This window comes from Adlercreutzia sp. CNCM I-6207, from assembly GCF_977072305.1.
On the sequence record NZ_CDRVLZ010000004.1, the window covers coordinates 96,664 to 123,552 of the forward strand.

Below are 26,889 nucleotides of genomic sequence, written 5' to 3' on the forward strand. Positions count from 1 at the left end.
ACACAGGACAGAATGGCAGCGCTTTCGCTTCACCGCGGAGAGGCCGCTGCCATTCTTCCCTACCCCTCGGTGGCCGCAGCGCTGCCGGAAAGCGATATGGGATCGCCCAGAAACGTCGGAAGCGGCTGCGCGATCGCTGTGAGGAAATCCTTGTTCCGGGCCAGCACCTCTCGTATCTCGCGGGCCTGCTGCCCGGCGTAAGGGCGCAGGTCGGCCGACACCCCGTAGGCGTCAAGCCCGAGGCGTTCCGCCACGTAAAGCGCGCGGTACAGATGGTACTCTTGGGAAACGACCACGATGCGCTTCGCCCCGAACACATCTCGCGCCCGGTACATGCTCTCGTAGGTGGAAAAGCCCGCATGGTCCATGAACACGTCGTCCACCGGAAGCCCCGCCTGCACCGCCGCATTCCGCATGACATTCACCTCATCGTAGTCGGCACGTCCGTGATCGCCGCTCATCAGCAGCTTCGGCGACGTGCCATTCTCGTACAGCGCGACGCCGCACGCGACGCGATCCGCCAGCATGTCGCTTGGGCGTCCGTCGGGATGCACCCCGCACCCGAACACCAGCACGCAGTCCACGTCGCCGAGCGCCGCCGCCTCGTCAACCGACACGATGCGCGGGCCGGCGGAAGAGCGCACATGGGCATCAACCGCGAAGACCACCACGGTGCAGAGAACGACGAGTGCCAGAGCGCCCAGTCCGATTCTTTTCAGCCACGTGCCCATGCCTCATCCTCCTTACCGTCTGGGACGAATATACCCCGCTCACTCGGCAAGCAGAATCAAGTTAAGGAAAACGTAAGCGACATTCAAAACCTTTCCAGAGCCTACTTCGAGGGATCTTCCAACACCTGCTTGAGGCCGATCTCCCGAAAAGCACGACTGCGGAAGAGGCAGACATCCAGACTCGGTAAACGGAAAGCGCGGTTTCTGGATGAGATCGACGGTTATGAGCGTCTCGGGGGTGCGGAATCGGCGAACCGGCAAGTTTTCATTTCGCACGCAACGTTCTGACCAGGCACTTTCCAAGCGCTCCTCCGACCAGCTTCCTTCGGTGCACGATTCAGACGCTTACAACTCAAGATCTCATGCAAAAAACGACCCGGATGCTGCCTAACCGCGCAAGAGGACCTAGCCTTCATCCACCAGGTAGTCGCGGATCATGGGCATGTCGAAATCTACGAAGCCCCTTCGCCTGGCTCCGATTACTTCCTGCTCGATGAGGCGCGCGCGGATTTTGGTCGCGTTGTTCTCGGTGATACCCATGCGGCCGGCTATGTCGGAAACGCGGTGGGGACCTTCGCCTTCCGTCATCGCGACGAGGAATTCCAACTCCCGCTCACTCAAGCTGTTCACCGTCGGCTCGAGCACCATGCGGTACATGTCGTTTCGGGCGAGAACCACAGCCTGCTCCATATCTTCTAAGGTGATGGTTTCCCTCTCGGGATGCTGCCGCCAGGCATGGTAGCCAAGAAGCTGTATGAGGAAGGCATAGCCCTCCGAAGCATCGGCAGCCACCTTGAGCGCAGGGGCGGCGATTCCCCTTCCGGCACCTTCCACCGTCTCCTTAATGGCGTAAGAAGTGTCGGTTGCAGAAATCTGGTCCATCGTATGCTTGAACGCCCTGCGCAGAAACGAGATCGCATCCACATCGATAAGCGTCGAGACGTTGTGCGGCAGACCAGCCAAAAGCAATGCGACGTCCCGGCGCTCGCGAACGAAATGTTGGAACGAATCGATGAGAACCGGAAGCTCATCGGATTGTGCCGATGCCTCGTCGACGGTGATGAGAAGGCCGGCATCCTTCTCGTTGAGCTCGCTGACGGCCTTCGTCATGTCCGCGCGCCACGTAGAAGGCACTTCCTCCCTCGTTCGCGTGAACCCTACGCCATGGACATGTATTTCTGAGAGCCACGAGTTCGTCTCAGGGGCAAGGATGTGCGACGCCTTCTGACGAAGTTGGACGATTATCTCCGAGAGCATCCCATCGCGATCGGTCACATTGACGCTAATCCATCCCCTCATCTCAGCCCGTTCGGCAATGGCCGTGAGGAGCACCGTCTTGCCCGTTCCTCAAGCACCCACAAAGATAGTTGCCCTGTTAGGGTCGCCCGGCGCGTTATCCAGCCCCTCGAGAATGTCAGCGATGAGCCCGTCTCGTCCAGCAAGTTTGGGGGGCACACATCCGAAGGTCGGGGTGAATGGGTTGCATGTAGATGTCGCCTTATCCCGCTTCATTTCACAATCTTTCACTTCGTTTCACAAGTTTTCACTTTCATAGCATACAGCACGAGAGAAAGTTTCTTGGCATTCATGCGAGTCTTCTGCCAAGCACAAGACTATGCTCAAGCGCAAAACAGACGAGCCCCTCGTCAACGAAAAGGGCAATTTGCGCACGAGATCTTGAGTTATAAGCGCCAGCGAAAGTCCGTTTCGCCAGCCGCCGGCCACCTTTTCCGTCGATCTTGGCCTATTCCGCCAGTCGCTTGAAGCGGACGGTTTGCTGTTTCATGGATATCTTGCCCACTTCCCACCCGTGGGGCACAAGCTCCTTCTTGTAGTTGAGGAACGAATGATCCAAAGGAACGCCGGCGATGGTGCCAATCTCGTCGAATGTGAGCACCAGCTCGTCGCCTTCTTGCTTTTCCACGTATTCCCACAGCTTATCGTACTTGCTCATGGCGATCTCTTTCCTTGGCTTTGCCGCTTTCGTCGCCCCAGTCTAACACGGGCACCGCGGCCGGATCCCGTTCGTAGGCATCTCGCAACCACCGCGAGGACACCACCTTTCGCGGGCGCTACGGAGCATTGCGGGGGCAACGCGTAACGTTGAGCGAAATAGTTGTTGATCGACGCCGCGTCAGGGCGTATAGTGGCCGAGTCAATATTTCTGTGAGGCCTTCGGAATGCTGTGGCGCTCGCGCGATGAGGCAAAGCGGCTCGCCCGCAACGCCGCAACAGCACAAGCGCAGCATAAGCAAACCGGGGGCGGAGAAAACTCTGGAGAACTCTTAAGTGAGTGCCGAAGGTGCAAGGCTTGCGCGCGGACGACCTCCGCAGGCAAGCTGAATCTCTCAGGCAAACGGACAGAGCGATGACGCGACCTCTTCGGCCGCCCACGCATGAGCTCCCCCGAGTTTTCTCGCGAGAAGAAGGGAATGCCGTGGAAGAGGCGCTGCTTGGTATCGTTACCACCATCAACAACTACCTGTCCAACTACATCCTGATCATCCTGCTGCTCGGCATGGGCATCTGGTTCACCGTGCGCACCAAGGCGATCCAGTTCCGCTGCTTCGGCGAGGGCTGGCGCCGCGTGTTCGGCAACTTCAGCCTGCGCGGCGGCAACCAGGGCGGCGGCATGACGTCGTTCCAGGCGCTGTCCACCGCTATCGCGGCCCAGGTGGGCACGGGCAACATCGTGGGCGCCTGCGGTGCCATCATCGTGGGCGGCCCGGGCGCCATCTTCTGGATGTGGATCATCGCCCTGCTCGGCATGGCCACCAACTACGCCGAGGCGGTCATGGCCCAGAAGACCCGCGTAGTCGACGAGGACGGTACCGTGCACGGCGGTCCAGTCTACTACATCACCACGGCCTTCAAGGGCAACGGGGGCAAGTTCCTCGCCGGGTTCTTCGCCGTGGCCATCATTCTGGCGCTCGGCTTCATGGGCTGCATGGTGCAAAGCAACTCCATCGCCGAGACCATGAACACCGCCTTCGGCATCCCCACCTGGGTCATGGGCCTCATCGTGGTCATCCTGGCCGGCACCGTGTTCATCGGCGGCGTGTCGCGTTTGGCCGCCGTCACCGAAAAGATCGTGCCCATCATGGCCGTGCTCTACGTGCTCGGGTCGCTCGTCGTGCTCATCATGAACGCCGCCAACATTCCGGCCACCTTCGCGCTCATCTTCCAGTGCGCCTTCAACCCCGACGCCACCGTGGGCGGCGCCACCTTCGGCATCATCGCCGCCATCAGCCAGGGCGCCAAGCGCGGCCTGTTCTCCAACGAGGCCGGCATGGGCTCCACTCCGCACGCTCACGCGCTCGCTGAGGTGAAGGATCCGCACGAGCAGGGCGTCGTGGCCATGATCGGCGTGTTCGTGGACACCATCATCGTCGTCACCATGACCGCGCTCGTGGTGCTGTCGGTGCTCTACGTGGGCGACGGCACGCTGGCCACCGGCGACTACGCGACGCTGACCGCCGAGACCATCACCAAGACCAACATCGCTCAGCTGGCCTTCGGGCAGTTCTTCGGCGCGAATGTGGGCGCCTGGTTCGTGGCCATCTGCCTGCTGTTCTTCGCCTTCTCTACCATCCTTTCGTGGAACCTCTTCGCGAAGCTGAACGTGGAATGGCTCTTCGGCAAGAAGGCGGTGCTGCCCTTCACCATCATCGCGCTGGCCTTCATCTTCATGGGCTCGCTGCTCTCCAACGACCTGGTGTGGGAGCTCGCTGACATGTTCAACCAGCTGATGGTCATTCCCAATGCCATCGCGCTGTTCGCGCTGTCCGGCGCGGTGCTCGCCATCGCCAACGCCAAGCACGACAAGCGCGCGCTGGACGCGGCCGAGGAGCGCCTGGAAGACCAGGAGCGCGCCGCCATCAATGCCATGGTGGAAGAGGACAAGCGGAAGTAGCGCTTTCCCGGCTGGCGCTTAGCCGAGACAAGGGATCTCATCCACACGGGGCGGCCTTCGGGCCGCCCCTTCTGGTTTGGCGGCCGCGAGGCGGCCAGACGCAAGTCGGCCGAACCTGCCAGAACGTGCAGGATTTTTCGATAGGAAGAGTCTTCGTGCTGGAATAGTGCAGGATTTTCCGATTGAGAGAGTCATTCTCGGGCTTTCCGAGCGAGCAGGCTCTCCCAATCGGAAAATCCTGCACGAAACCCGCTAGTCCGCCTCCCCGAGAAGCTCCGCAAGGCGCTCGCGGGTGAGTCCGGCGAGCGCCTCGCCGGCCGTGGCGGCGATCACGGAATCGGCCAGGTCGCGCTTGGCCTCCTGCAAGGCGACGATGCGCTCCTCGATGGTTCCCTTCGCCACCACCTTGTACACGTCCACCTCGCGGTTCTGCCCGATGCGATGGGCACGGTCGGTCGCCTGGTCGGTGGCGGCCGCGTTCCACCAGGGGTCGGCGTGCACTACCACCGAAGCGCCCGTGAGGTTCAGCCCCGTGCCGCCGGCCTTCAGCGACACAAGGAACACGGGTGTCTCATTGGCGTTGAACTCGTTCACAAGACGCACGCGCTCGCGCTTCGGCGTGGCGCCTGTTATGGCGAAATGCCCGATACCGCGACGATCAAGCTCGGCGGAAAGCACGTCCAAGTAGCTCGTGAACTGCGAGAATACGAGCACCTTGCGCCCGGCTTCCATGGCCTCGTCCACCAATTCCATGATGGCGCCCAGCTTCTCGGCGCCGCCCTTGTAGTTTTCGAACACGAGCGCCGGATCAAGCGCGATCTGGCGCAGGCGCGTCAGTTCGGCCAGCACCTCGACGGCGCTCTTCTCCGCATCGGGAATGTGCCCGCGGCGATTGGCCCGCGAGGCGTTCTGCCGCTTCTGGGCGTTCAGATCCTCGCGCAGGCGCTGCTCGGCGCCGTCGTAGAGCCGACGCTGCTCGCAGCCGAGCGGCACATAGCGGATACTCTCGAGCTTGGCGGGCAGATCGGTGAGCACGTCGGCCTTGCGGCGGCGCAGCACAAACGGCTCGATGAGCGCGCGCAGGCGAGCCGCCGCCTCTTCATCCTCGCCGATAATGCCCAGCTCGTAGCGCTCGCGGAACCGCTCGTAGCTGCCGAGGAACCCCGGCATGAGGAAGTCGAAAATGCTCCACAGCTCCGAGAGGCGGTTCTCCACCGGCGTGCCCGTGAGCGCGAAGCGCAAGGGCGCCCGCAAGCGCTTCACGGCCCGGGTGGTCTTGGTGGCGTGGTTCTTGATGTACTGGGCCTCGTCGAGCACCACCAAGCCCCATTCGACACGCGCGAGCTGCGCGCCATCGATGCGCACGCGGTCGTAGGAGGCCACGATCACGCACGGGACATCGGCGCTCGAAGCGCCAGCGATTCGCTCGCCAGCCGTTCGCGCGTCCTCGCCCGCATCGTCCCCGCACCCGAGAACGCGCCCTTCGTCTATCCCCTGCGTCGCACGGAATAGTAGCACCTCGCGGTGCGCTCGGGAGCCCTCCAACGCGCAGACCGGCACGTCGAGCGCGAACCGGGCGAACTCGTCGGCCCAGTTGAACACGAGCGAGGCGGGGCAGGCCACGAGCACCGGACCGCCCAGCTGCCCCGAATCGCGCAAGCTCTTCACCAGGGCAATCATCTGCAGCGTCTTGCCGAGGCCCATCTCGTCGGCCAGAATGCCGCCGAAGCCGAGCGATGCCAGGCGCGCCAGCCAGCGGAAACCCTCTACCTGGTAGGGCCGCAGCGTACCCGCGAGAGATGCGGGCGCCGCCACAGGCTCGCCCGGACCGTCCAGGCAGCGAAGGTAATCTTCGAAGGCGCGGTCCCGCACGGCGTCGCCATATTCCCGATCCAGGTAGAACGCCTGGTAGGTCGGTAGCTCGGCGCCGCCATCCAGCAACTCGTCGGCCGACACGCCCAAGTCCCGCATCATGTCGCCGAGCGCCGCCACGTCCCCCTCGCCCAAAGCGGCGATGCGCCCGTCGCTCATGCGGTGGAAGCGCTTGCGGCGCCGGTAGGCTGAAAGCATCGCCCGCAGCTCATCGGCGGAAAGATCGCTCTCGCGCACATCCATCTGAATGAGGTTCGCCCGCAGGGAAAGGCCCAATGACACCCGCGGCGGCCGCTCCACGATGAGCCGATCGAACGCCGGCGTGGTAAACACCTCGCCTAGGGCGCGGAACTGCACGAGACCGCCGTAGAGCAGATCGCCGGCCAATTCGGTCTGGCGCAGGGGCAAGGTCATGGACCCGTCGAAGAACTGCGCGGCCACGGCCACACCCGCATCTTCCAAATCCTGGTCGCGGAAGGCCTGACTCGAAGCCGGGCGCAGCTCCGGCTCCTCGGCGGAATCGGCGGGGCTTTCCAGCACTACCTCCCGCTCGCCGTAAAACGCCTTCACCACCAGGCGGATGAGCGCGGCCTCCTTCTTCCCCGTCACATCGAAGTAGAAGGCGAGTGTGCCGGCCACGGGACGCAGCGCCTCCCAGGTCTCGGGCAACTCCACCGAAAGCGTCTCCTCCAGCACCGGCAGCGCGCGCCGACAGAAAGCCTCGGCATCGCGCTCGGCGATGAAGACCGGGGCTTCCCCTGCGGAGCCGTCGGCGGTCAGGCCCGCCTCGCGCAACCAGGCAAAGGCCCGCGCGTCGGCGCCCGTCGCTCGCGCGGCCACGCCGTCGGACAGCACGAAGGCCTCCTCCAGCCCGCGCACCACGAGCACCCGTTCGGAAAGCGCCAGCTCAAAGCCGCCCTCGGCAGGGACGAACCGCAGTGTCAGCGCCGGAACATCCCTGGTGACAACCCAAAGGCCGTCTCCGTCGCCCTGCTTCTCATCGCCCTCCCTCGCACCAGGCTCCACCGTGCCCCGGTTCGCAACCGCTAGCGGCGCCTCCCATCCCCCAAACGTAAATTCAGCGCCCTCCCCCATGGCGCCGAGCATGCCGGCCAACTCCGCCTCGCGCAGGCGCACCTCGCGCTTGCTCCCCGCCGTGCGGAACATCGAGCCGCCGAACAGGCGCTCATCGGGAAACAGCTCCGCCACCTTGCGAGCCACGGCCCGGGAAGGCCCGTCGAAGGCTTCGAGCCGATGGGCGAAGGCGAGCTTCTTTCCGTAAGAGAAATGCTCCCCGCGCTGCACGCGATGGGCAAAGGCCTCGAGGTCGCGCACCACATAGGTTCCGCGAGGGCCTTCCACGGTCAGATCCATCGACCAGAAGCGCCCGTCGTAGGCAAGATGCACGGCGAGATGCACGGTGCCCGCAGCTGCGTCCACGGCGAGTGCGCCGACGCGCACGGGCGTCGCGTCGGATCGAGCCGCCAGGCACTGCGCCAGCGCCTCGCTCGTCGTCCGACCCGGCGAAACGGCGGCACGGACATCACCTATCTCTTCGAAAGACTTGGGTTGTGCAAAATAGGCGACCGTCAGCGCCACACAGTGCTTGCACATGCCGTCGAAGCGCGCGGCGGCAGGACAATCGCAATCGTAGTCGATAATGCGGGACTCGAAATCGGCGAACACGACATCAACGTTGAAGTAATCGGCAATGCCCGAGGCCGACGCCACCCGACCGGTGACCACCGACACGTCATCGCTGCGCCGAACGCGCCGATCCACGATAGATGCGGCATTGGCGGCAATGCCCACACCCCGCGACACGGCGCGTGGGTCAGCGTATTCAGCCAGCTTGATACCGCCCAGACCCACCGCACCTCCTTTTCCCAATTACCGAATGCAAAGTCTTGAGGGTACCACAACTCGCCCCCTCACACAGCGGACGCGAGGCCTTTGCTCTCGCGCATTCAAAAGCCACCCAGCAAAAAGAAAGCACGGATTCGCTCCCGCGTTCGCGTCATATCTTTTATCATGCGCGACTTCGAAATCCAGCAATCCTGGCTAGTTTTTCGAGGTTTTCGACAAGCGCTTCCCTCAGAGAGCCAGAAATGGCCCCATCTTCCTTGTTTGCTGACCATTTCCCAGCGAGAATTAGCACAATACGTTACTTTCGCAGAGGAGCCTTCAGGAGACACGTCGAAACCCTCGAAAAACTTGCCAGATTTACGCTTCGAAGCTTGCTCGCGGGAAATACGGCTCTGGGTATGAGGGGGATGACGCAACGAATGGTAGACTGCCTTTGTCACTCAATTCCCAACACCACCCCGAGGAGAGTCATGGGCCTTTTCATCCTGCCTCGCACCAACGCCGCCGCGCATCGGCATCCCCAACGCACGTGCCTTGCCGCGCTCGCCCTCGCCTGTCTCCTGACAGCGAACGCCGGCACTCTGGCCGGCTGCGCATCGAGCCACCCCATCACGAAGTCCGGCGAGCAGTGCGCTTCCTGCCACAGCGATGGCCGCGCCGCCGTGGAGGGCACCGGCTCGGCCAGTGCGACGGAGACGGGCCTCACCTTCGCCGTGGAAAGCGGAGCCGGGGAAGTCTACCTCTGCACCGCCGCCTTGACCGAGGACGGCACCGTCATCCCCTCCCGCGACCGCACGCTGTCTGCCGACGAGCTCGGCGCCGTCACGGTGAGCCGCCCGGGGCTCTATGCCCTGTGCACCGGGGATATCGCCTCCCCTTCCGCCACCGTCCTCATAAACGCCACCGGATCCGGCCCCGCCGACGCCGTCGTAAAGCTGTAGGCCCAGACTTCGGTGACAAAACAAGCCCCTTCCGCGCACGTTTTGTGTCACCAGCGCTCGGCAGGTCGAACCACTGGATGAAACCCGGCGCCTACTCCCCCGCGAAGGCGCCGGTTTGGCGGTTCCAGAGGCGGGCGTAGTCGCCGCCCTTGGCCACGAGCTCGGCGTGGGGGCCGTCCTCCACGATGCGCCCCTGGGACAGCACGACGATGCGGTCGAGGCTCGCCACCGTGGACAGGCGATGGGCGACCACGATGGCAGTGCGGCCTTCCATGAGGCGAGCGAGCGCCTCCTGCACGGCCGCCTCGCTTTCGGAATCAAGTGCGCTCGTGGCCTCGTCCAGCACGAGGATGGGGCAATTGGCGAGCATCGCCCGGGCGATGGCGATACGCTGGCGCTGACCGCCCGACAGCTTGATGCCGCGCTCGCCGGTGATGGTGTCGAACCCCTGGGGCAAATCCTCGATGAACTCGAGCGCGTTGGCCGCCCGGGCCGCCTCGCGAATCTCCTCTATCGTGGCGTCGGGCCGCCCGTAGGCGATGTTCTCGGCAATGGAGCGGTGGAACAGCAGCGCCTCCTGAGGCACATAGGCGATCTGCCGGCGCAATGACTGCTGGGTCACGTCGGCCACGTTCTGGCCGTCCACCAGAATCTCACCCTCCTGGATGTCGGCCAAGCGCAGCAGCAGCTTCGTGAGCGTGGTCTTCCCCGCCCCGCTCATGCCCACGAGCCCCACGCGCTGCCCGGCGGGAATCTGCAGGTTGAAATCGCAGAACACCTGGGTCTTCACATCGCCGTCGGTGTACCAGAAGTTGATGTCCTTGAAGTTGATGTCGCCCAGTTCCACATCGAGCGGTTGCGCGCCGGGCTTGTCGGCCACCAGGCGCGGCTCATCGAGCACCGCCGTCATGCCGCTCGCGTCGCCGAAGGCCTGGTTGATACGCTGCAGGCCCGTGTTGATGAAGTTGAACTGGTTCGTCACCGTGTTCGTGTAGGTGAACATGAGGATGACGGTGCCCGGCGTGATGCCGAACCAGGCGTTGCCGCCGGAGATGAACACCGTCACCACGGACATGATGACCACGGTGATGGCCGCCGTGGTGATGCCGCGGGCGAGCGAGGCCCGCATGCGCTTCGAATCGCGCGCCACCACCTCGCGATTCGCCGTGTCGAACAGCCCCCGCTCGTAGTCCTCGCGCCCGTAGGTCTTCACGGCCAGGATGTTCGTGACCGCATCCGATAGTTCGCCGGACAGCTGGTTCTGGGCGCTGGCGGCCTTCTCGTTCAGATGCAGGATGCGCTTGTACATGAGGTAGCTGATGACCGCGTACACCGTGAGCATCGCCATGAGCACCGCCGCATAGGCCGGCACCACCGGGAACAGGATGAGGCACGTGAAGGTGATAGAGCAGAGAATCGGCAAAAACGGGAAGTTCATCACCTGAAGCAGCTGGGTGTAGCCGGCCATGAATTTCGAGGTCTGGCTGACGAGCGTGCCACCGAAGCGGTTGGAATGGAACGACAGCGACTGGTTGCACAAACAATCGAAGGCCATGGTGGCCAAATCGTAGTTCACGGCGATCTGCAGCTTCCACAACGTGTAGCCCTGAAGCTTGCTGCAGGTCTGTCCCGCCAGATTGATGCCGATGAGCGCCGCGATGTAGGGGCCGAACACGTCGAACACGGCCTCGGGAGCCACCGGGTCGGCGCTGATGCGATCGACGATGAGGCTCATCACGTAGGGGTTGCCGTAGGTGAGAAAGCCGCAGAACCCGATCGTCGAGGCGACGAGCGCCACGAACAGTCCCAGATGATTGCGGGTTGCCAGCCAGTAGTAGTGCAAGCTGCGCATCGTAAGCGATTGCTTCTTCGACATAGCTATCCTAAAAGTTCCGTCAGGTCGCCGTTGGATAGTAGGGTGAGGTGGCGGGTGGCGCGGCTGATGGTGGTGTAGAGGCGGCGGCGGGCGATGTCGCTGTTCGGGAAGGTGCGGGCCGAGGCGTCGGGGATGATGACGCGGTCGAACTCGAGCCCCTTCGCCAGCTTCAGCGGCACCACGACGATCCCCGTTTCCGGCAGGCTGTCGCCCTCGCCGAGGACAACGACGCCCTGCCCCGCATTGGCATCACTTGCGGCCGAGGGGCGACCAAGGTCGCCCCCTACGGGGGGCTGGCCGCTCCCTGCGGTGACGCCGTCCAGCGCCTTCGCGAGGCGTTTGGCGTCGTTCTTCCAGGGGACGATCACCGCCGTTAAGCCGCCGGCGTCGCACGCGACGCGCACTGCTTCCACCAACGCGGCCTTCCACTCGTCGGCGTTCTCGCACACCACGATCTCCGGAGCCGGCGCCTCGCGCTGCACCGAGGCCACCTCCATGGCCTCGCCTTCGGGCAGAAGGCGCGCGAACAGGTCGGTGATGGCCGGGGTGGACCGGTAGCTCGTCATGAGGCGGCACTGCGACACCTCGCCGCGCATCTCCTCGAACACCGCCCGCATCTCGTCCCACGTGGCCGTGCCCTCGAAGATAGCCTGGTTCGGATCGCCCAGAAGCAGGAAGTGCGCCCGACGGAAGTAGCGGGCGAGCACCGCCAACTGGCCTTGGGAGTAGTCCTGGGCCTCGTCGATCATGACGTAGCGCGCCTCGGGGTTGCCAAGACCGGTCAGCGCCATCTTCAGGTAGACCCACTCCACCGAAGTCAGCCCCTCGCGGCCGAGCAGGCGCACGGCCACCCGATCGATGTCAAGCCACTCCATGGCGTCCATGGCGCGCAGGGCATCGGCGTGCTTCTCTTCCAAATACACGAGGGCCAGCGTGCGGGCCTCCTCGTCGCTCTGGGGGTCGAAGACCTCTCCGAACAGGCGCAGCTGCTCGTCCACGGGAAGCGAGGCGATCTCATCATGCGTATCCTCCAGCGCCGCCAGCGACTTCAGCCGCGCCGTCAAGCGAGCGGACAGCTCCTCGGCCATGAGCGTCGCGCGGTGCGGGCCGGCCGGCAGGTTCGCGAACTTCGCCGACACCTTCTCCACCGCATCCACGCCGAGCAGGCGCACGCCGGCGCTCGTGATGTCGCGGAAGTCGCTGCGTGCGAACTCGAAGGAGGCCACCGCCGCATCAATGGCCCGCAGGCGCTCAAGCGATACGTCGCTCTCACCCACGCCGCGCCCGGCGGGAAGAAGCGGCGCCAGGAACTCCTCCCAGGTGAAGATCTCCGGATTGCGCTCGCCGAGGTCGGGCAGCACGCGGTCGATGTAGCGGCCGAAGACCGGATTCGGCGAGATGAGGAAGACCTGAGTCGGGTCCAGGGCGCCGCGATGCTGGTAGAACAGATACGCGATGCGCTGCATGAGCACCGAGGTCTTGCCCGAGCCGGCGATACCCGCCACTTGAAGCACCGGCACGTCCTCGTGGCGCACGACGGCGTTCTGTTCACGCTGGATAGTGGCGGTGATGGCCTGCATATGGGCCGAGCGCCCGCGGGAAAGCGACGCGAGCAGCAGCTTGTCCTCGATGGCCACATCCGAATCGAAGTAGGTGATGAGACGGTCTTCTTCTATTTCGAACTGGCGGCGCAGCTGCAAGTCCACGTGGATGGTGCGCCCATCGGCCACATAGGAGGTGGGGCCCATGGTCTGGTTGTAGTACACCTCAGCCACGGGGCTGCGCCAGTCCACGACCAGGCGCCGATAGTTCTCGTCCGAGATACCGGCCGAGCCGATGTAGAGTTCTTTGGCCGGCGCCCCTTCCTTGAACTGCAGCGCGATCTTCGCGAAGTAGGGCTCGCGCAAGAGCACTTCCACGGCGCGCAGGCGCTCGGCCTGCACGGAGTTGGCCATGTCGTGGGCCTCGATGATGTTGTTCATGGCCACGATGTCGGCGTGGGTCTCCAGGATGTCGTCCCAGGTGGCGAAGTTCACGGCCAGCTCCTCGGCCATGGACTTCTTGTCCTCGGCGGCATCACGCGCCACGGCCTCCATGGCGGCTATCGCATCGCGGCCGATCTTCTCCAGCTTGCCGTAGGTCTCGCTCAGGTGCGCCTGTTCGGCGGCGAAGACGGGATCCGCGGCCTCCTGCCCGGTCGCGGCCGAGGGGCGACCAAGGTCGCCCCCTACGGAAGGGGCGCCGGCGCTCTGTTGCCCTTCCCTAGACAAGGATGCCCTCGCAGTGGTCGATCATGTGCTGCACGGCCTGGGCGGCGTTGCCCTCGATCTTCTTCTTGCGCTCCACAAGCTCGCCGTCGACCAGCACCTCGTAGCTCACGCGCACCCAGTCGTAGCGCGTGACGGCCGTCGGCTCATCGCGCGAGAGGCATGCCTCCACAGCGGTGTAGGGTTTCAGCTTCTGGGTGACGCGCGGGTTGTACATGACCTGCGGGCGGCCGGCCTCGTTCAGATAGGCGACAATGCGCTTTGTCTCGCCGATCTGGTTGGCGGCCAGGCACACGGCCTCGTCGCTGGCAAGCAGCGTCTCCACCAAATCGTCGGCAATGGCGGCGTCGGCGGCCGTGGCGGCATCGCAGGGCTTCGACAGGATTTCCTCGTCGGTGATAATCTCTCTGATCACAGGGGCTCCTTTGCGTTTGCGACGGCGCAGGCCTTGCGCCCGCATCGCCGCGCTCGTGAAAAATGCGACTAAAGAGTATACACCACCGACGGCGCTTCAAGGCAACCATCGGCCAGACGAAGCGATCTGAAACAAACTCATGACGTAGCGCCCACGAGCCGGCGCGCGAAGCGCGGGCATAAGGTATGCTGAAACCGAGCCATCGTCGCTCGCCGAACCGCCAACGCTTAAGGAGGTCGCCATGGCCGCGAAAAGCCATCGGGCGCTGAAAATCACCAGCATCGTCATCGGCGCCATCGTCGCCGTCGCGCTTATCGCGGTGGTCGCCCTGAACATTTATATGCGCGTCGCCTTCGCCCCCTTCTTCGACCGCGCGGAATCCCCCTTCGACATCCCGGGCATCAACACCGGTTTCGTCCCCCAGGACCTCGACCACGTGGAAGCCGACGACTCGTGGCTGTTCAGCGGGTATATGGCCGACCACTCGCCCTCGCCGATTTACCGCCGCGCCGCCGACGGCACCATCACGAAGTTCTACGTCACCCTGCCCGACGGCTCGGCCTACGACGGCCACGGCTCGGCCATCACCACCAACGAGCAGTACGCCTATCTGGCCTGCGAGGAGGGCTACCTCGTCATCCCCATGGATAGCCTGCTGTTCGCCGAAGACGGCGCCTGCGTGCAAGCCGCCGAGAAAGTGGGCGTCGATTTCTCCCCCGCCTTCATGAACATCGAGCAGGGTCAGCTCTTGCTCGGGAACTTCTACTACCCGAACGACTACGAGACACCTGAGAACCACCACATCACCACGCCGGACGGTACCGAGAACCCCGCCGTCATGTACGCCTTCGCCGCCGATCCCACCCGTCCAGGCCGCTTCGCCACGGTGCCCGACAACGTGTTCTCCATCCCCGGCATGGTCCAGGGCACCTGCACGACCGACGACGGGCGCATCGTGCTGTCGGTCTCCTACGGCATCGCGCCCTCGCACCTGCTCGCTTACAACGTGAACCTCGCCGCACCGGACGGCACCTTCACGACGAACGCCGGCGACGAGGTGGAGCTGTTCTGTCTGGATTCTCGCAACCTGACAGACGACCTCGTCGGATCGCCCATGCAGGAGGGCATCGAATCCCATGACGGGCGCATCTACACCACCGACGAGTCGGCCTCCAACAAGTATATCTTCGGCAAACTCTGCGGCGCCGGCCGCGTGTACGCCGTGCAGCTGTAGAAACGCTACCCGATGGTCACGAGGCGGTTTTGGAAGGCGACGGAGACGGTCGTGGAAAGGCCGTGCTCGGCGATGACGGCCTCGAAGGTCTCGCGCGGGAGCCGGTAGGTGTTGTTCTCCTGGGAGACGTGCATGGCCGCCACCGCGCGCAGGTTCTCGTGGGCCAGGTTGTCCAGAGCCTCGCGGGCCTGATCGTTGGAGAGGTGTCCGCGCGCCGACGCGATGCGCTGCTTGATGACGTAAGGGTAGGGGCCCACCTCCAGCATGCGGGCGTCATGGTTGCTCTCCAGCGCCAGAAGGCGCACGCCGGAAAGCGCCTCCCAGGCCTTATCGGTCACGATGCCGGTATCGGTCATGTAGCCGAGGGAATCGCAACCTTCCGATGCACCCGTCAACTCGTCGAACCGGAACCCGTAGGAGTCGGCCGCATCGTGGGACGTGCGGAAGGGACGCACGGCCAGGCCGGCCGCCTCCAGCACATCGCCCCCGCCGAAGGGCTCGAACGCGGCGCCCACGCTAGCCACAGCATCGCGCAGCGGCGCCGAGGCCGCGAACACCGCCTCGCTGGCATGCACCGCAGGACGCGCCCCCGCCTTCGCCAGCCCCCGTAGAACCACGCCAAGTCCCTTGGTATGATCGCCGTGATCGTGGGTGACCACCACCGCGCGCAGCCGGCCCAAATCGAACCCAGCCTCCTCAGCCCGGGCGAAGAAATCGCGCTTACAAATGCCGCAGTCGATAAGCACCCCCTCGCCCGTCGCCGCGTTCTCCACAATAGCAGCGTTCCCACCGCTGCCGCTGGCCAGTATGTGCAGTCGAAGCATTAAGGATTTCTTTCATTTGAATTGCCATTGAAATGGAAGGTAATTCTAAACATCCTCCCTTTTCAATTCAAGGATTCGGCCCCAGGGAGCCTCTTATCCCAAACACCGTCCTTCAATGCTTCGTCGCACCTCCATCGCCAAAAACCCACAACTGGCATATTTTTGTTCACATGCTCAAATTTTACATACATGACCAGAGCTTTCGAAAAAGTTCTATTTGTCAAGATCATCGCAATTTCCCATCGACACCGTAGCAATAAGCCTTTTCTGTTGACAACGACTCTTTTCGTCATGTTTAATGCACTTGCACAATTTGTGCATCGCTGCTGATTCTTACCTTTGAAAGGGGTACCAATGAGCGATCCGAACGTGGTAGTGGCCCGCAACACCGACCAGGCGCCCGTGAGCGACCTGTATTCCCAGACGGTGGCGTTCTCCCACTACAACAACCTCTCCGCCCAGCTGCCCATCGACCCGGCGACGGGCGCCATCGTGGCGGGAGGGGCCGCCGAGCAGGCCGAGCAGTGCTTCAAGAACATCCAGGCCGTCGTGGAGAGCATCGGCCACGACATGAACGACATCATCCGTGTGTCCATCTTCCTGGCCGACATCATGGATCTGAACGCGGTGGAGAAGGTGCAGGCCTCCTTCTTCCCCACCTATCAGCCCGCCCGCACCGTGGTGGCCGTCGACGCCCTGCCCCAGGGCGCGCTCGTGTTCATCGAGGCGCTCGTCGATAACGGCGAGGGCACCCAGTCGGTGCCGCAGGCCGGCGACTTGGTGAAGCTCACCAACAACACCCACGCTGCCCCCTACGACGCCGGCTCCACCCAGACCGTGGCGTTCTCCCACTACAACAACATCACCATGCAGCTGCCGCTCGATCCCGGCACGGGCCGCCCCATCCTGGGCGACGTGGCCGCCCAGACCGCGCAGTGCTTGCGCAACGTGAAGGCCATCCTCACTTCCGTGGACGTGCCCTTCGACGACATCGTGAAGGTGACCATCTTCGTGAAGAACCTGGCCGACGCAAGCGTGGTTGACGAGGTGTACAAGACCTTCTTCCCCGATTCCGGCATCGCCCGCGCTGTGAACTACCTGCCGGCCCGTACCGTGGTGCCGGTGAAGGATCTGCCTTACCACTGCGACGTAGCCGTCGAGGCCGTGGTCTCCCATGGCGACGGCACGCCGCCCCAGGCCATCGAGGACCGTCACGGCCTCATCATCGAGGCGTGCAACACCGACGCCGCCCCGAAGTGCCCGTACGCCACCCAGTCTGTGGCCTTCTCGCACTACAACAACATCTCCGGTCAGCTGCCCCTCGACCTTGACGGCAAGCTCATCGCCGGCGGCGTGGCCGAGCAGACCGCCCAGTGCCTGGCCTACGTGAAGGCCATCATCGAGTCGGTGGATCACGCGGTGGAAGACATCGTGAAGGTGAACGTGTATCTGGCCGACATCGCCGACCTCGCCGCCATGAATGAGGCCTACGTCGCCTTCTTCGGCGACCACAAACCGGCCCGCAAAGTCGTGGGATGCGGCGAGCTGCCCTTCGGCGCCCGCGTCATGATCGACGCCATCGCCGGCAACTGGGAGGGCACCCCGCCGGTGGCCTAAGCCCCCGGCGAGCTCGCAAAAAGATCGCACGCAAAAACGGCCCGGGGAATTCTCCGGGCCGTTTTTGCTATTTCTCCGGGATGTGCTCGGCCAGAAGCGCCATCAGCTCGTGGATGTTCAGCGGCTTGGTGGTCAGCGCTGTCATGCCGGCGTCGCGGGCGCGGCGCTGGCCCTCCTCGAAGGCGTCGGCCGTCTCGGCGATGATGGGCAGCGTGGCCGCGTCCGGTCGATCCAGGGCGCGAATCTCGCGGGTGGCCTCGTCGCCGTCCATGCGGGGCATGCGCATGTCCATGAGCACGGCGTCGTAGTAGAACGGCTCCACCGAGGCCACCTTGCGCACGGCCGCATCGCCGTCGCGGGCCTCTTCGGGCTTAAAGCCGTAATCTTTAAGGATCTCCACCAGAATCTCGCGGGACAGATCGTCGTCGTCCACCACGAGCACCTTGCACCCGGTAAAGTCGCGCTGGCACCGCTCGGCCGCCTCGGCCTTCTCGCGGGCCTCGGCCAGCTCGTCGGCGTCGGCCACGCGCAAAGGTAGCGTGATCGCGAACGTCGAGCCGCGGCCCACGACGCTTTCCACCGCTATCTCGCCGCCCATAAGGTCGACGAGACTCTTGGTGATGGTCATGCCCAGGCCCGTGCCCTCGGTCTTGTTGGCATAGCCGAGGCCATCGCGCTCGAAGGGCAAAAAGATTCGATCGAGGAATTCCGGCGTCATGCCGCAGCCGGTGTCGCTTACCGTCATCCGGTAGGAGCCGAAACCGCGGGGCGCGTCGGGAAGCTCGGTGAGCGTCACGGTGACGAGTCCCCCAGCGGGCGTGAACTTCACCGCATTGCCCACGGTGTTCACGAGGATCTGGTTCAGGCGCAAGGGATCAGTGACCACCTGCGGATGGGCCAGGCTGTCCACGTCGATGGTCAGATCGATGCCGACGGCCTCCGCCTTCTCGTCGAACATGTCCTGCACCTCGATCACGGCATCCGGCAGGCTGACGATGTCCTCGTTGAAGGACATCTTGCCGCTCTCGATGCGGCTCACATCCAGAATGTCGTTCACCAGGCTCAACAAGTGGTCGCTGGACAACATGATCTTGCGCAGGCAGTCGCGCACGCGATCAGTGTCGTTCAGGTGGTCCAGCGCGATGGACGCGAAGCCCGAGATGGAATTCATGGGCGTGCGGAAATCGTGGGACATGTTGGTGAGGAAGGTCGATTTCGCCTGGCTCGCATGCTCGGCCAGATCGAGCGCGTTCTGCAGCGCCACCTTCTGGCGCAGCTGCTCGCGCATCTCGCCGGTGACGTTGCGGGCGGCCAAGATGACCTTCGAGTCGCGCTGGGGCAGACGGATGATGCGCAGCTCCACGTACTGCTCCTCGTCGCCGAACAGCCGCCGATAGCCCACGGAGAAATCAGTCTCCCCCGCCTCCAGCCGACGCCACAAGGCCTCGCCGCCGATTTCCGCGCGCACCCGGGCGCGGTCCTCGACTACCACGAAGGTGTCGACGTAGCGCTCCATGGCGGCGGGATAATCGCCCTCCGCGACACTGGCCAGGGCGAATTCCGCCGTCGTGTCCTCGCCGCGCCGGTATACCTCAAGCTCCTGCGTCTCCAAATCGACCAAGTACAGCGCGAAGTTCTCCGCTCCCAAGCTGTCGATGACATCGATGTACTGCTCGCTGCGCTCCTCCGCCAACTTCGTGCGTGTGAAATCCTCCAGAAAGCCGAAGGCGAATCGCTCGGAGCGGTCAGTGTGATCGAGGCTCATGCGCAGCCACCGGCCGTTGGGAAGGCGCCCCTCCTGATAGAAGGCCTCGCGTCGCTCGAGGAAGGCCTCCATCTTCTGGCGCACCTCGTCGCTCAAGGTACTGCCGAAGGTGAGGCCGACGAACTCGGTCAGGCTGATATAGTTGCTGTCCACGCCGCTTTGCTCGCGGGCCTGCTCCGTCAAAAGCATCTGGCGGTAGCGCATGTCGTAGAAGAACAGGCCGGCGGCGGCCTTCTCCATGGAACGCTGGGCGGGCAGGATCCAGTCCGTCACATCGTGGATGGTGAACCCGCACAGCCCCTCGGAAATGGGGAACACCTCGGCGCGGAAGAACTGCTGGAGCATCTCGGAGGGTGCCTCGAACTCCGAAGCGCGGCCCTTGTACGCCGCCTCGTAGAAGTGGTCGAGCCAGATGGGATCGCCGCCCCATAGGGCGTAGGCCTCCTCGCCGAGCAGGTCCTCCGTCACATGGCCGGTCAGAGCGGCCGCCGCGGCGTTGATATAGCGATAGGCGAAATCATAGGGACGCCCCTGATCGTCAAGCAGCACTTCGGCGACACCGAAAGGCAGCGTGCTGCGCCCGAATGTCGTCTCCCAGGCTCTCAACAGTTCATCCACGGCAAAACTCCCCTTGACCGACTTGTTGAAAAAATCCCATACGTTGCACGATTACAGTGTACCACTTTCTGAGCCAAAAGGTCATTTTATAGGAAATCTTACCCGTATAAAGATGGTTTCGCAAAACTCCCTTTCTTTGGTCACGTGCACAAAAAGGCCCTCCGCAACTGGCGAAGGACCTTACGATGGTCGTTATTGACAGACGTTTCAGCAGGTCGTCTAAGCCTCTGGCTCGGCTGCCTGGTTCTCGTCGCGCTGAACCTCGCTGGCCGCAGGCGGAATCTCGCCGCGCTTGAAGCGCATGACGTCGCCGTCCTGCTGCATCACGAGCTCCTCGCCTTCGAGCGTCGCCTCAGCCGAGCTGCCGTCGAAGGTGAGTTCCACCGTGGTGGCGTCCTTGGCGGTCCAGGAGCCGTCCATGTTGGTGCCCAGCGCGCTGAGCACGGCAGAACCGCCCTCGTTCAATTGCAGGTAAACGGAAAGTCCCATCTCCTGGGCCTGGGCCAGCGTCTCCTCGGTGGCCTCCTGGCCATCGACGGTGCCACTCGTCAAAATCCAATCCCCCTGGAAGTTCGCGGCATCGTTGCCCGCCGGCGCACCGGCACATCCTGCCAGCGCCACGCACAGCGCGAAGGCGCATGCTGCCGCCCCGATGATCTTCGCCTTAAGCTTCATTCCCGCTCCTTTGATCGCATTCTTCGACGCCCATCGCGTCCCTTGCAGCCAGCGCGGTCATCTTATACGTAAGCGGCAGCATCAGCAATACTCATCTCCCATACGTTGGGCAACTGAGAAGAAGGGCTTTTACATCGCCCGCTCGTCTGCTATGGTGGCCCCAATCAGCGAAGAGCGCACCGAAGGAGACCTCATGGGAGACTACGCCAACCGGGTGTTCGCCGTCGTGCGGCGCATACCGCGCGGAAAGGTGGCCACCTACGGACAGGTGGCACGGCTCATCGGCGCCCCGCGCACGGCGCGCTACGTCGGTTATGCCCTGCACGCCAACCCAGAGCCCGGCACCGATCCGGGCTGCATCCCCTGCCATCGGGTCGTATTCAAGGACGGACGCATGGCCACCGGTTTCGCGTTCGGAGGCCCCGACGAGCAGCGAGGCATGCTCGCCGCCGAGGGGATCGCCTTCGACGAAGAGGGCCGCGTGCTCATGGAAGAGTTCCAGTGGGACGGCCGTCCGGAAAGCGCAGGGGCGCCAGGAAATGCACACGTGACCGGCGACTCGGGCGCGGCCGACACCGCCGATGCGACCGATTACCCCACCGCGCCGCCCCCGGACTTCGACTGGGAAGCCGAACTGGCCGAGCACCCGCTGCACCATTGCGAGACCTGCGCCGCGCCGCGCCCCGACTGCAAAAAGGAACGCCACGCCTAGGTTCCCATTCGTTCCGAGGCGGGCGCCGGTGCGCACATTCGCCATTTGGCAACGGGTCTCCCCTGGCTCGATGACCGTTTCCTGCCAAAAGGTGCCACCGTGCCCGGCGCGGATTACCATGGGTCTTCGGAACCGCCGACTCCTTCGCCTTCCCGAAAGAACCGACGGCATCCTGTCGCACATCCCAACGCATCAAGGAGGCGTCATCATGGAAGATAAAGAGTTGCTCGAGAAGATCATCGCGAAGCAGAGCGTCATCATTCCGGCCATGGAAAAGACCGGCGAGACGAAGGACATCCCCGAGAAGTTGCGCCACGCCATGGCCGCGGCCGAGGAATGGGCCGACGTCATCGAGAAGAAAGAGGGCCGCGACAAGGAAGCCCGTCGCTGGCCGGTGAAGCAGTTCGCCGAAGAGGCCCACGAGCACATCGCCCTGTTCGATCACGAGACGCGCCAGCAGATCCAAGAGTACTGCGAGCTGGTGGCCCGCCTCCCCTACGATGACGACGCCCCGCTCGGGGTGTAACTGCGCAGTGTCAGCTATTGTCGAGGAGGCCGCTCGATATCGAGAGGCCTCTTCGCATTTTGCACCTTTACGGATCCAACTAATCCTCGTCTTCCTCCCAATCGATAAGGGCGAAGTCGTCGATGTCCTGCCGCGTGTGGATGACGCGGCGAACCGTGAGGAATTCCTCGTCGTAGGTGTAGAACACCCGATAGTTGCCGACAAGCCATGAGCGAATATCTCGGCGGCCCAGCGCCTCATCGATGAAGGGGCGGCCAAGCGTGGGCATGGCGCACAGTTCTTTTACGGCCGCCTTGATGCTCGTGTAGGTTTGCCGCGCAGCGGCAGGATTTCGACACACTTCGCCCACGTAGATGATGATCGATTCCAGATCGAAGGCCGCGCGGGGGCGGTAAATCGGCTCCCGCATCAGACGCCCCAAACTTCGAAGATTCGCTCCATGGTCTCATCGAGGGATGCCTGGGAGATCGTCTCCTTGCGATACTTCTCCTCTATCTCCGCCTCACGGAGCTTCTGGACGTAGCGCTCATGCTGACGCTGCTCCTCGTAGGCAACGCAATCGATCACGACAAGGCTCGCCTTCCCGTTCTTCGTCATGAAAATGGGCTGCTGCGTTTCTTGAGCCTGGGCACAGACGTCGTTGAGATCGGTTCGCAGATCGCTAATAGGGCGAATAAGGGGCACGGCAGCGGGCATAGAATCACCTCTATAAATAAGTAACTTATTTATAGAGGTTTTTACCACAGATGAGTATCGAATTCAACGCCATTCCAAAAGCGTTATCCAACTTACTCATTCCCGTATCCCCATGACACCAATTCCGCTTCATATCTTGAACAGGCAAAACTATCTTTTTGGAAAAATCCTCTTGACCCTCAACTAGGTTGAGGGTTTAACCTCGGGTTGTGTCGATTTTGTGCATGGTATTAGGAGAAGATGCGCAAAATACCAATCGCGAGAAGGAGGGAATCTATGACCCTAAGCAAGCTATCGCGGCGAGACTTCCTCAAAGGCGCGGGAGCCACCGGCATGGTCGGGGCCCTGGCGCTCGGCGGGGCCGGCGTGGCCTTCGCCGAGGAAGGCACAGCATCTGGCGAGGCAGCCGCAACGGCCAACCCGTACTCCCAGGCCTTGGGAGAGGACGCATCGCTTTTGCCGATGCGCCACGCCGAATGCCCCGGCCCCCACGGACCGGTGGCCTTCGAAGACCGCACCATCGGCGATGACGAAATCGTATCCACCGCCGACACCGAGGTGCTCGTCATCGGCGCCGGCATCGGCGGCATCATGGCGAGTCTCAAAGCCGCCGAGGAGGGTGCGAAGGTCCTCATGATCGAGAAGATGACCGAGGGCCGCTCCGCCTGGGAGAGCTTCGGTGCCACCCAGGCCACCTTCCAGAAGGAGCAGGGCATCGTCGTCGATGACGCCCAGCTCATCGACGAGATCCTGCGGGCGAGCGACTGGCGCGCCGATCCGGAGGTCGTCACGTCCTACGTGAAGCACTCCGGCGAGGTGGCCGATTTCTGGCAGGCCATGTTCGACAAGACGGGCACCGGCTGGCAGATCTACAAGTTCGACCAGGCGCCGAACTACAACGGCTTCCCCGTGATCGACTCCTACGTCAACTTCAAGATGCCGGAGGGCATCTCGAAGACGTGGCTCTTCGGCCTGCACGTGTGCGAGGATCTGCTGAAGGCGCTGTCGATGTACGACAACGCCGAGGTGCGCTACGAATGCCCCGCCGTGCAGCTGGTGAAAGAGGCCAACCGCGTGACGGGTGCCATTGCGAAAACCGCCGACGGCTACATCCGCATCAACGCGAGCAAAGGCGTCCTTCTGGCCACCGGCGGCTACGATGCCAACCCCGAGATGATGCAGGCCTGGGTGCGCCCCGAGGACTACGAGTACTCCTCCTGGTGGAATCCTTCCTGGGGAACCACCGGCGACGGCCACATGATGGGCCTGGCCGTAGGCGCCGAGATGGACTCGCTGCCCCAGCCGGTTATGAACTTCAGCAACGCCACGCCCTCCACCTTCGTGGAGAAGCGTGTGTACTTCCCCGGCGCGATGAACTGGGGCATCATGGTCACCGAAGAGGGCAAACGCTTCACCAACGAGAACAATCCGCGCCAGTATGCGGGCAACGCCATGAACTTGCAGATCCGCCGCGGGCACACCTGCTTCTGCATCTTCGATCAGGCCATGATCCAAAGCTCGCTGGACAAGGGCGGCGAGGCGGCCGCCGGACAGCTCGATCGCGATGAGGCCAAGGGGCACCTGTTCCGCGGTTCCTCCATCGCCGAGGTGGCGCAGAAGGCCGGCATCGACGGCGGCGCCCTGGAGACTACCATCAACGAGTACAACCAGCTGTTCGCCGATGCCGTCGAGCGCGATCCGGAGTACTACCGCTACACGGGCAACAACCAGGCCTTCACCGGTGGCACCTACTATGCGCTGCTCACGACGAACGTCATCTTGGCCACGGTGGGCGGCCTGGCCATCAACGGAAGCGCCCAGGTGCTCGACACGACGGGCGCCCCCATCGAGGGTCTTTACGCCACGGGCAACGCCTCGGGCAGCTTCTACTCGGGCAATTATCCGCGCCACATTCCCGGCACGTCCGTGGGACGCGCCGCCACCTTCGGATACGTGGCCGCCGATCATATGGTGAACGGAGGCAACTAATGGCTAAGAAGAATCTGAACGCAAAGGCGCTGATCGCGCTTTCCACCGTCGCCCTCGTGGCAGCCTTGGCCCAAGCAGGCTGCGCGCCGACCACCAATGCAGGCGGGACCGACATGGCCGATACGGGTGCTGCCACCGAGCAGACCGCGGCCGACCCGACCGATCCCACCGGCCCCTACGTGTCCGACGAGGCGTGTCTGGCCTGCCACGGCGGCTCCTTTGAGGCCAACGCGGCCAACACCGAGAAGTACGGGCAGTGGAATCCCCACTCTTCCATCCATGGAGGCTACAACTCCTGCGACAATTGCCATGAGAAGGGCCAGGAAGTCACGCGGAACTGGTGCGCCAACTGCCACACGTACTCGGCGGAAGGCTCCGACTACCACGAGGACTCTCTGTTCCTGTAAGCGCTCAATCCTTTGAGCCCCTCCGGAAAACCCCGGTCAGGCTTCTAGTCGGCCGGGGTTTTCCATGCCCTCGGTTTTTCCTGCGCCGCGCGCTCCCGAGGAAACGAGCTATCATAGAAATTCATCCACCAGCATCTTTGGGGAGGTAGACCATGTACCGGATGAAGCAATTCGCCGCCATGACCGGCATGACCCAATCGAAGATCCGCTTCTACGAGAAGCACGGGCTCGTGCTGTCCGACCGCATGGAGAACGGCTACCGCGTGTTCACCCCCGAGGACGCCTTTCGCTCGAACGCCTTCCGCGTGCTTTTGCAGTACGGTTTCAGCATCAGCGAGGCCATCGAGATGCTGGACGCCAAGCAGGACACCGCCGAGTTCCGTGAATCGCTGCAGGAGCAGCGCCAGAAGCTGGAACACGAGCGCATCCTGCTCGATTATCGCCAGCGGCGCATCGAAAGCGTGCTGGACGTGCTGGAGACCGACGGCAAGGTGGATTTCAAGCTCGTGCACATCCCCGATCAGCTGTACGTGAACGCCTCCCACGGCCGCGACTTCACCGTTTCCATGGAGAACGAGAAGGTGCTCGCCGAGTACTACGATCTGCTCAGCATCACGAGCTGCGCGCGCATCATCACGCGAGAAAATCTGCTGGACAGCAGCCCTTCGGTAGATCCTGATTACATCAACACCGTATCCGTGGGCGAGGAGCATTTCCTCTCCCCCTATGCCCGCGAGCACGTCAAGCGCCTGCGTCTCGGCCGGTGCCTGCGATTCCGCCGCATGGTCACCCGCGAGGAGTCTATTCAGAAGGAGACGTTCGACGGACTGTTCGAGCACCTCGACGCCCATGGCCTGACCATCTGCGGGGACATCCTCATCATGCCGACGTTCCTCAACCTAGACGGCGAGGGCAGCGACATCGAGGTTCTCTACGTGCCTGTTGAAGAGACCGCGGGCGCCTAACCCTGCACCTTCTCGGCGCGCTGGGCTTGCATCCAGTCGGCGAGCTCGGCCATGCCCTCGCCGGTGCGGGCGCTCGTGACGAAGATGTCGAGCGCGGGGTTCAAAAGGCGCGCCTGCTCTTTCAGGCGATCCATGTCGAAATCCTCGTTCAAGGGCAGGTAATCGCACTTCGTGACGATGAGCGCGTCCACAGCGGCGAACATGGGCGGGTACTTCATGACCTTGTCCCAGCCCTCGGGGACACTCAGCAGCATGACGCGGGTGTGGGCGCCGGTATCGAAGTCGGCTGGGCACACGAGGTTGCCGATGTTCTCAAGGAACAGGTAGTCGAAGCGGTCGCCGTCGAAGGCCTCGAAGGCCATGGTGACCATGCCCATCTCCACATGGCACACCCCGCGGGTGTTCAGCTCCACGGAGGCGACGCCGGCCTCCTTGATCTTGAGGGCGTCCACGTCGGATTCCAGGTCGGCCTCGATGACGCCGAGGGCCTCGACGCCCCGGGCACGCAGCTCGCGGATGAGCGCGAGCAAAAGCGTCGTCTTGCCGGCGCCCGGGCTCGCCATGACGTCCACGAAGAACGTGCCCTCCTGGGCGCGCGCCGCGCGGAAGGCGTCGGCCGCCTCGTCGTTGGCCGCCAGGATGTTCTTCTTCACTTCGATGACGCGCGTCTGATCCATGATGCCTCCTTCGCCGGCGCCGAGCCCTGCCGCCCGGCGCCTTCCAAATACTGTTCAGTTCCATAGTAACGGGCGCAGCGCCCTTTGGGCAATGCAGAAAGGGAATCGGCTATGCGGATTGCCGAATGCGCATCGCCGCGTTCGCGCATGGGCAAGCAAGCGCGCGGATTACCTGGAAAACCATGGATATCGCAGCCGATGGAGCGCTTCGGGACGATCGGCATTGCGTTTTTGAGAGCGCGACGGGTTGCCCGCCGGCGCCGCTTCCTGTAGCCTTGTGCCTGAAAGGAGCGCGGGGCGAGC

The 26,889-nt window shown here is 63.5% G+C and carries 22 protein-coding genes and 1 riboswitch; of the genes, 9 read left to right on the forward strand and 13 right to left on the reverse strand.

The features are described from left to right. Positions 1–59: 59 nt before the first annotated feature. The 3 genes from ACW4QM_RS03400 to ACW4QM_RS03410 form a co-directional block, all read right to left on the reverse strand. Positions 60–731, reverse strand: a complete 672-nt coding sequence (locus tag ACW4QM_RS03400) for a SanA/YdcF family protein (protein WP_161127624.1) — start codon at positions 729–731, stop codon at positions 60–62. Positions 732–1,136: 405 nt separating this feature from the next. Further along, positions 1,137–1,841: a hypothetical protein gene (locus ACW4QM_RS03405; RefSeq protein ID WP_161127623.1), complete on the reverse strand. Its 705-nt coding sequence runs from the start codon at positions 1,839–1,841 to the stop codon at positions 1,137–1,139. A gap of 634 nt (positions 1,842–2,475) precedes the next feature. Continuing rightward, the gene (locus ACW4QM_RS03410; protein ID WP_114548885.1) at positions 2,476–2,685 is read right to left on the reverse strand and encodes a hypothetical protein; all 210 of its coding nucleotides are present in this window, start codon (positions 2,683–2,685) and stop codon (positions 2,476–2,478) included. 310 nt (positions 2,686–2,995) lie between these two features. Continuing rightward, positions 2,996–3,105: riboswitch (glycine riboswitch) on the forward strand. Positions 3,106–3,168: 63 nt separating this feature from the next. Here ACW4QM_RS03410 and ACW4QM_RS03415 point away from each other — a divergent pair. Beyond that, positions 3,169–4,644 (forward strand): alanine/glycine:cation symporter family protein, encoded by a 1,476-nt coding sequence (locus ACW4QM_RS03415; RefSeq protein WP_225885490.1) that lies wholly within the window; start codon positions 3,169–3,171, stop codon positions 4,642–4,644. 252 nt (positions 4,645–4,896) lie between these two features. Here ACW4QM_RS03415 and ACW4QM_RS03420 read toward each other — a convergent pair whose 3' ends face one another. After that, a complete protein-coding gene (locus ACW4QM_RS03420) occupies positions 4,897–8,388 on the reverse strand; it encodes an SNF2-related protein (RefSeq protein ID WP_455798182.1) in 3,492 nt (1,163 codons plus the stop codon). 464 nt (positions 8,389–8,852) lie between these two features. Between ACW4QM_RS03420 and ACW4QM_RS03425 the strand changes: the two genes are divergently transcribed. Beyond that, positions 8,853–9,323: a hypothetical protein gene (locus ACW4QM_RS03425; protein WP_161127620.1), complete on the forward strand. Its 471-nt coding sequence runs from the start codon at positions 8,853–8,855 to the stop codon at positions 9,321–9,323. A gap of 91 nt (positions 9,324–9,414) precedes the next feature. Here the strand turns inward: ACW4QM_RS03425 and ACW4QM_RS03430 are convergent, their stop codons facing one another. From ACW4QM_RS03430 to ACW4QM_RS03440, 3 genes are read right to left on the reverse strand one after another with little or no spacing between them, the layout of a single operon-like run. Beyond that, entirely contained in the window at positions 9,415–11,199 is a 1,785-nt protein-coding gene (locus ACW4QM_RS03430) for an ABC transporter ATP-binding protein (protein ID WP_455798183.1), read from the reverse strand. 2 nt (positions 11,200–11,201) lie between these two features. Next, positions 11,202–13,469 (reverse strand): HelD family protein, encoded by a 2,268-nt coding sequence (locus tag ACW4QM_RS03435; protein WP_161127618.1) that lies wholly within the window; start codon positions 13,467–13,469, stop codon positions 11,202–11,204. After that, positions 13,462–13,881 carry a peptide deformylase gene (locus ACW4QM_RS03440; RefSeq protein WP_161127617.1) on the reverse strand — a complete coding sequence of 140 codons (420 nt, stop codon included), beginning with the start codon at positions 13,879–13,881 and terminating at the stop codon, positions 13,462–13,464. The genes ACW4QM_RS03435 and ACW4QM_RS03440 overlap by 8 nt, the downstream gene beginning before the upstream one ends. A gap of 241 nt (positions 13,882–14,122) precedes the next feature. Here ACW4QM_RS03440 and ACW4QM_RS03445 point away from each other — a divergent pair, with 241 nt between their 5' ends. Further along, on the forward strand, positions 14,123–15,115 hold the full coding sequence (locus ACW4QM_RS03445; protein ID WP_237974487.1) for a hypothetical protein: 993 nt from the start codon (positions 14,123–14,125) through the stop codon (positions 15,113–15,115). 5 nt (positions 15,116–15,120) lie between these two features. Here ACW4QM_RS03445 and ACW4QM_RS03450 read toward each other — a convergent pair whose 3' ends face one another. Next, positions 15,121–15,939, reverse strand: a complete 819-nt coding sequence (locus tag ACW4QM_RS03450; RefSeq protein WP_161127615.1) for an MBL fold metallo-hydrolase — start codon at positions 15,937–15,939, stop codon at positions 15,121–15,123. Positions 15,940–16,293: 354 nt separating this feature from the next. Here ACW4QM_RS03450 and ACW4QM_RS03455 point away from each other — a divergent pair, with 354 nt between their 5' ends. Next, the gene (locus ACW4QM_RS03455) at positions 16,294–17,556 is read left to right on the forward strand and encodes a RidA family protein (protein WP_161127614.1); all 1,263 of its coding nucleotides are present in this window, start codon (positions 16,294–16,296) and stop codon (positions 17,554–17,556) included. 67 nt (positions 17,557–17,623) lie between these two features. Here the strand turns inward: ACW4QM_RS03455 and ACW4QM_RS03460 are convergent, their stop codons facing one another. Together ACW4QM_RS03460 and ACW4QM_RS03465 are read right to left on the reverse strand one after the other, a co-directional pair. Then, the gene (locus ACW4QM_RS03460; protein WP_161127613.1) at positions 17,624–19,939 is read right to left on the reverse strand and encodes an ATP-binding response regulator; all 2,316 of its coding nucleotides are present in this window, start codon (positions 19,937–19,939) and stop codon (positions 17,624–17,626) included. A 219-nt stretch (positions 19,940–20,158) separates the two neighbouring features. Continuing rightward, a complete protein-coding gene (locus ACW4QM_RS03465) occupies positions 20,159–20,614 on the reverse strand; it encodes a hypothetical protein (protein ID WP_161127612.1) in 456 nt (151 codons plus the stop codon). A gap of 193 nt (positions 20,615–20,807) precedes the next feature. Between ACW4QM_RS03465 and ACW4QM_RS03470 the strand changes: the two genes are divergently transcribed. Together ACW4QM_RS03470 and ACW4QM_RS03475 are read left to right on the forward strand one after the other, a co-directional pair. Beyond that, positions 20,808–21,326 (forward strand): MGMT family protein, encoded by a 519-nt coding sequence (locus tag ACW4QM_RS03470; RefSeq protein ID WP_114539542.1) that lies wholly within the window; start codon positions 20,808–20,810, stop codon positions 21,324–21,326. Between the two features lie 208 nt (positions 21,327–21,534). Further along, positions 21,535–21,852, forward strand: coding sequence for a hypothetical protein (locus ACW4QM_RS03475; protein WP_114539541.1), 318 nt, complete (start codon positions 21,535–21,537; stop codon positions 21,850–21,852). 79 nt (positions 21,853–21,931) lie between these two features. On the opposite strand, the gene ACW4QM_RS03480 is transcribed toward ACW4QM_RS03475, so the two are convergent. Continuing rightward, positions 21,932–22,261, reverse strand: coding sequence for a type II toxin-antitoxin system RelE/ParE family toxin (locus tag ACW4QM_RS03480; protein WP_161127611.1), 330 nt, complete (start codon positions 22,259–22,261; stop codon positions 21,932–21,934). Further along, on the reverse strand, positions 22,261–22,548 hold the full coding sequence (locus tag ACW4QM_RS03485) for a type II toxin-antitoxin system prevent-host-death family antitoxin (protein WP_161127610.1): 288 nt from the start codon (positions 22,546–22,548) through the stop codon (positions 22,261–22,263). Before ACW4QM_RS03485 ends, ACW4QM_RS03480 begins: the two co-directional genes overlap by 1 nt. A 276-nt stretch (positions 22,549–22,824) precedes the next feature. Between ACW4QM_RS03485 and ACW4QM_RS03490 the strand changes: the two genes are divergently transcribed. The 3 genes from ACW4QM_RS03490 to ACW4QM_RS03500 all read left to right on the forward strand — a co-directional run bounded on the left by ACW4QM_RS03490 (position 22,825) and on the right by ACW4QM_RS03500 (position 25,909). Then, positions 22,825–24,537 (forward strand): FAD-binding protein, encoded by a 1,713-nt coding sequence (locus tag ACW4QM_RS03490; RefSeq protein ID WP_455798184.1) that lies wholly within the window; start codon positions 22,825–22,827, stop codon positions 24,535–24,537. Next, positions 24,537–24,944 carry a cytochrome c3 family protein gene (locus tag ACW4QM_RS03495; RefSeq protein WP_161127608.1) on the forward strand — a complete coding sequence of 136 codons (408 nt, stop codon included), beginning with the start codon at positions 24,537–24,539 and terminating at the stop codon, positions 24,942–24,944. The genes ACW4QM_RS03490 and ACW4QM_RS03495 overlap by 1 nt, the downstream gene beginning before the upstream one ends. A 152-nt stretch (positions 24,945–25,096) precedes the next feature. Next, complete coding sequence (locus tag ACW4QM_RS03500) at positions 25,097–25,909, forward strand: MerR family transcriptional regulator (protein ID WP_161127607.1); 813 nt, start codon at positions 25,097–25,099, stop codon at positions 25,907–25,909. On the opposite strand, the gene hypB is transcribed toward ACW4QM_RS03500, so the two are convergent. Further along, entirely contained in the window at positions 25,906–26,586 is a 681-nt protein-coding gene (gene hypB / locus ACW4QM_RS03505; RefSeq protein WP_114539540.1) for a hydrogenase nickel incorporation protein HypB, read from the reverse strand. The two genes, ACW4QM_RS03500 and hypB, sit on opposite strands and share 4 nt — an antisense overlap. Positions 26,587–26,889 lie beyond the last annotated feature (303 nt).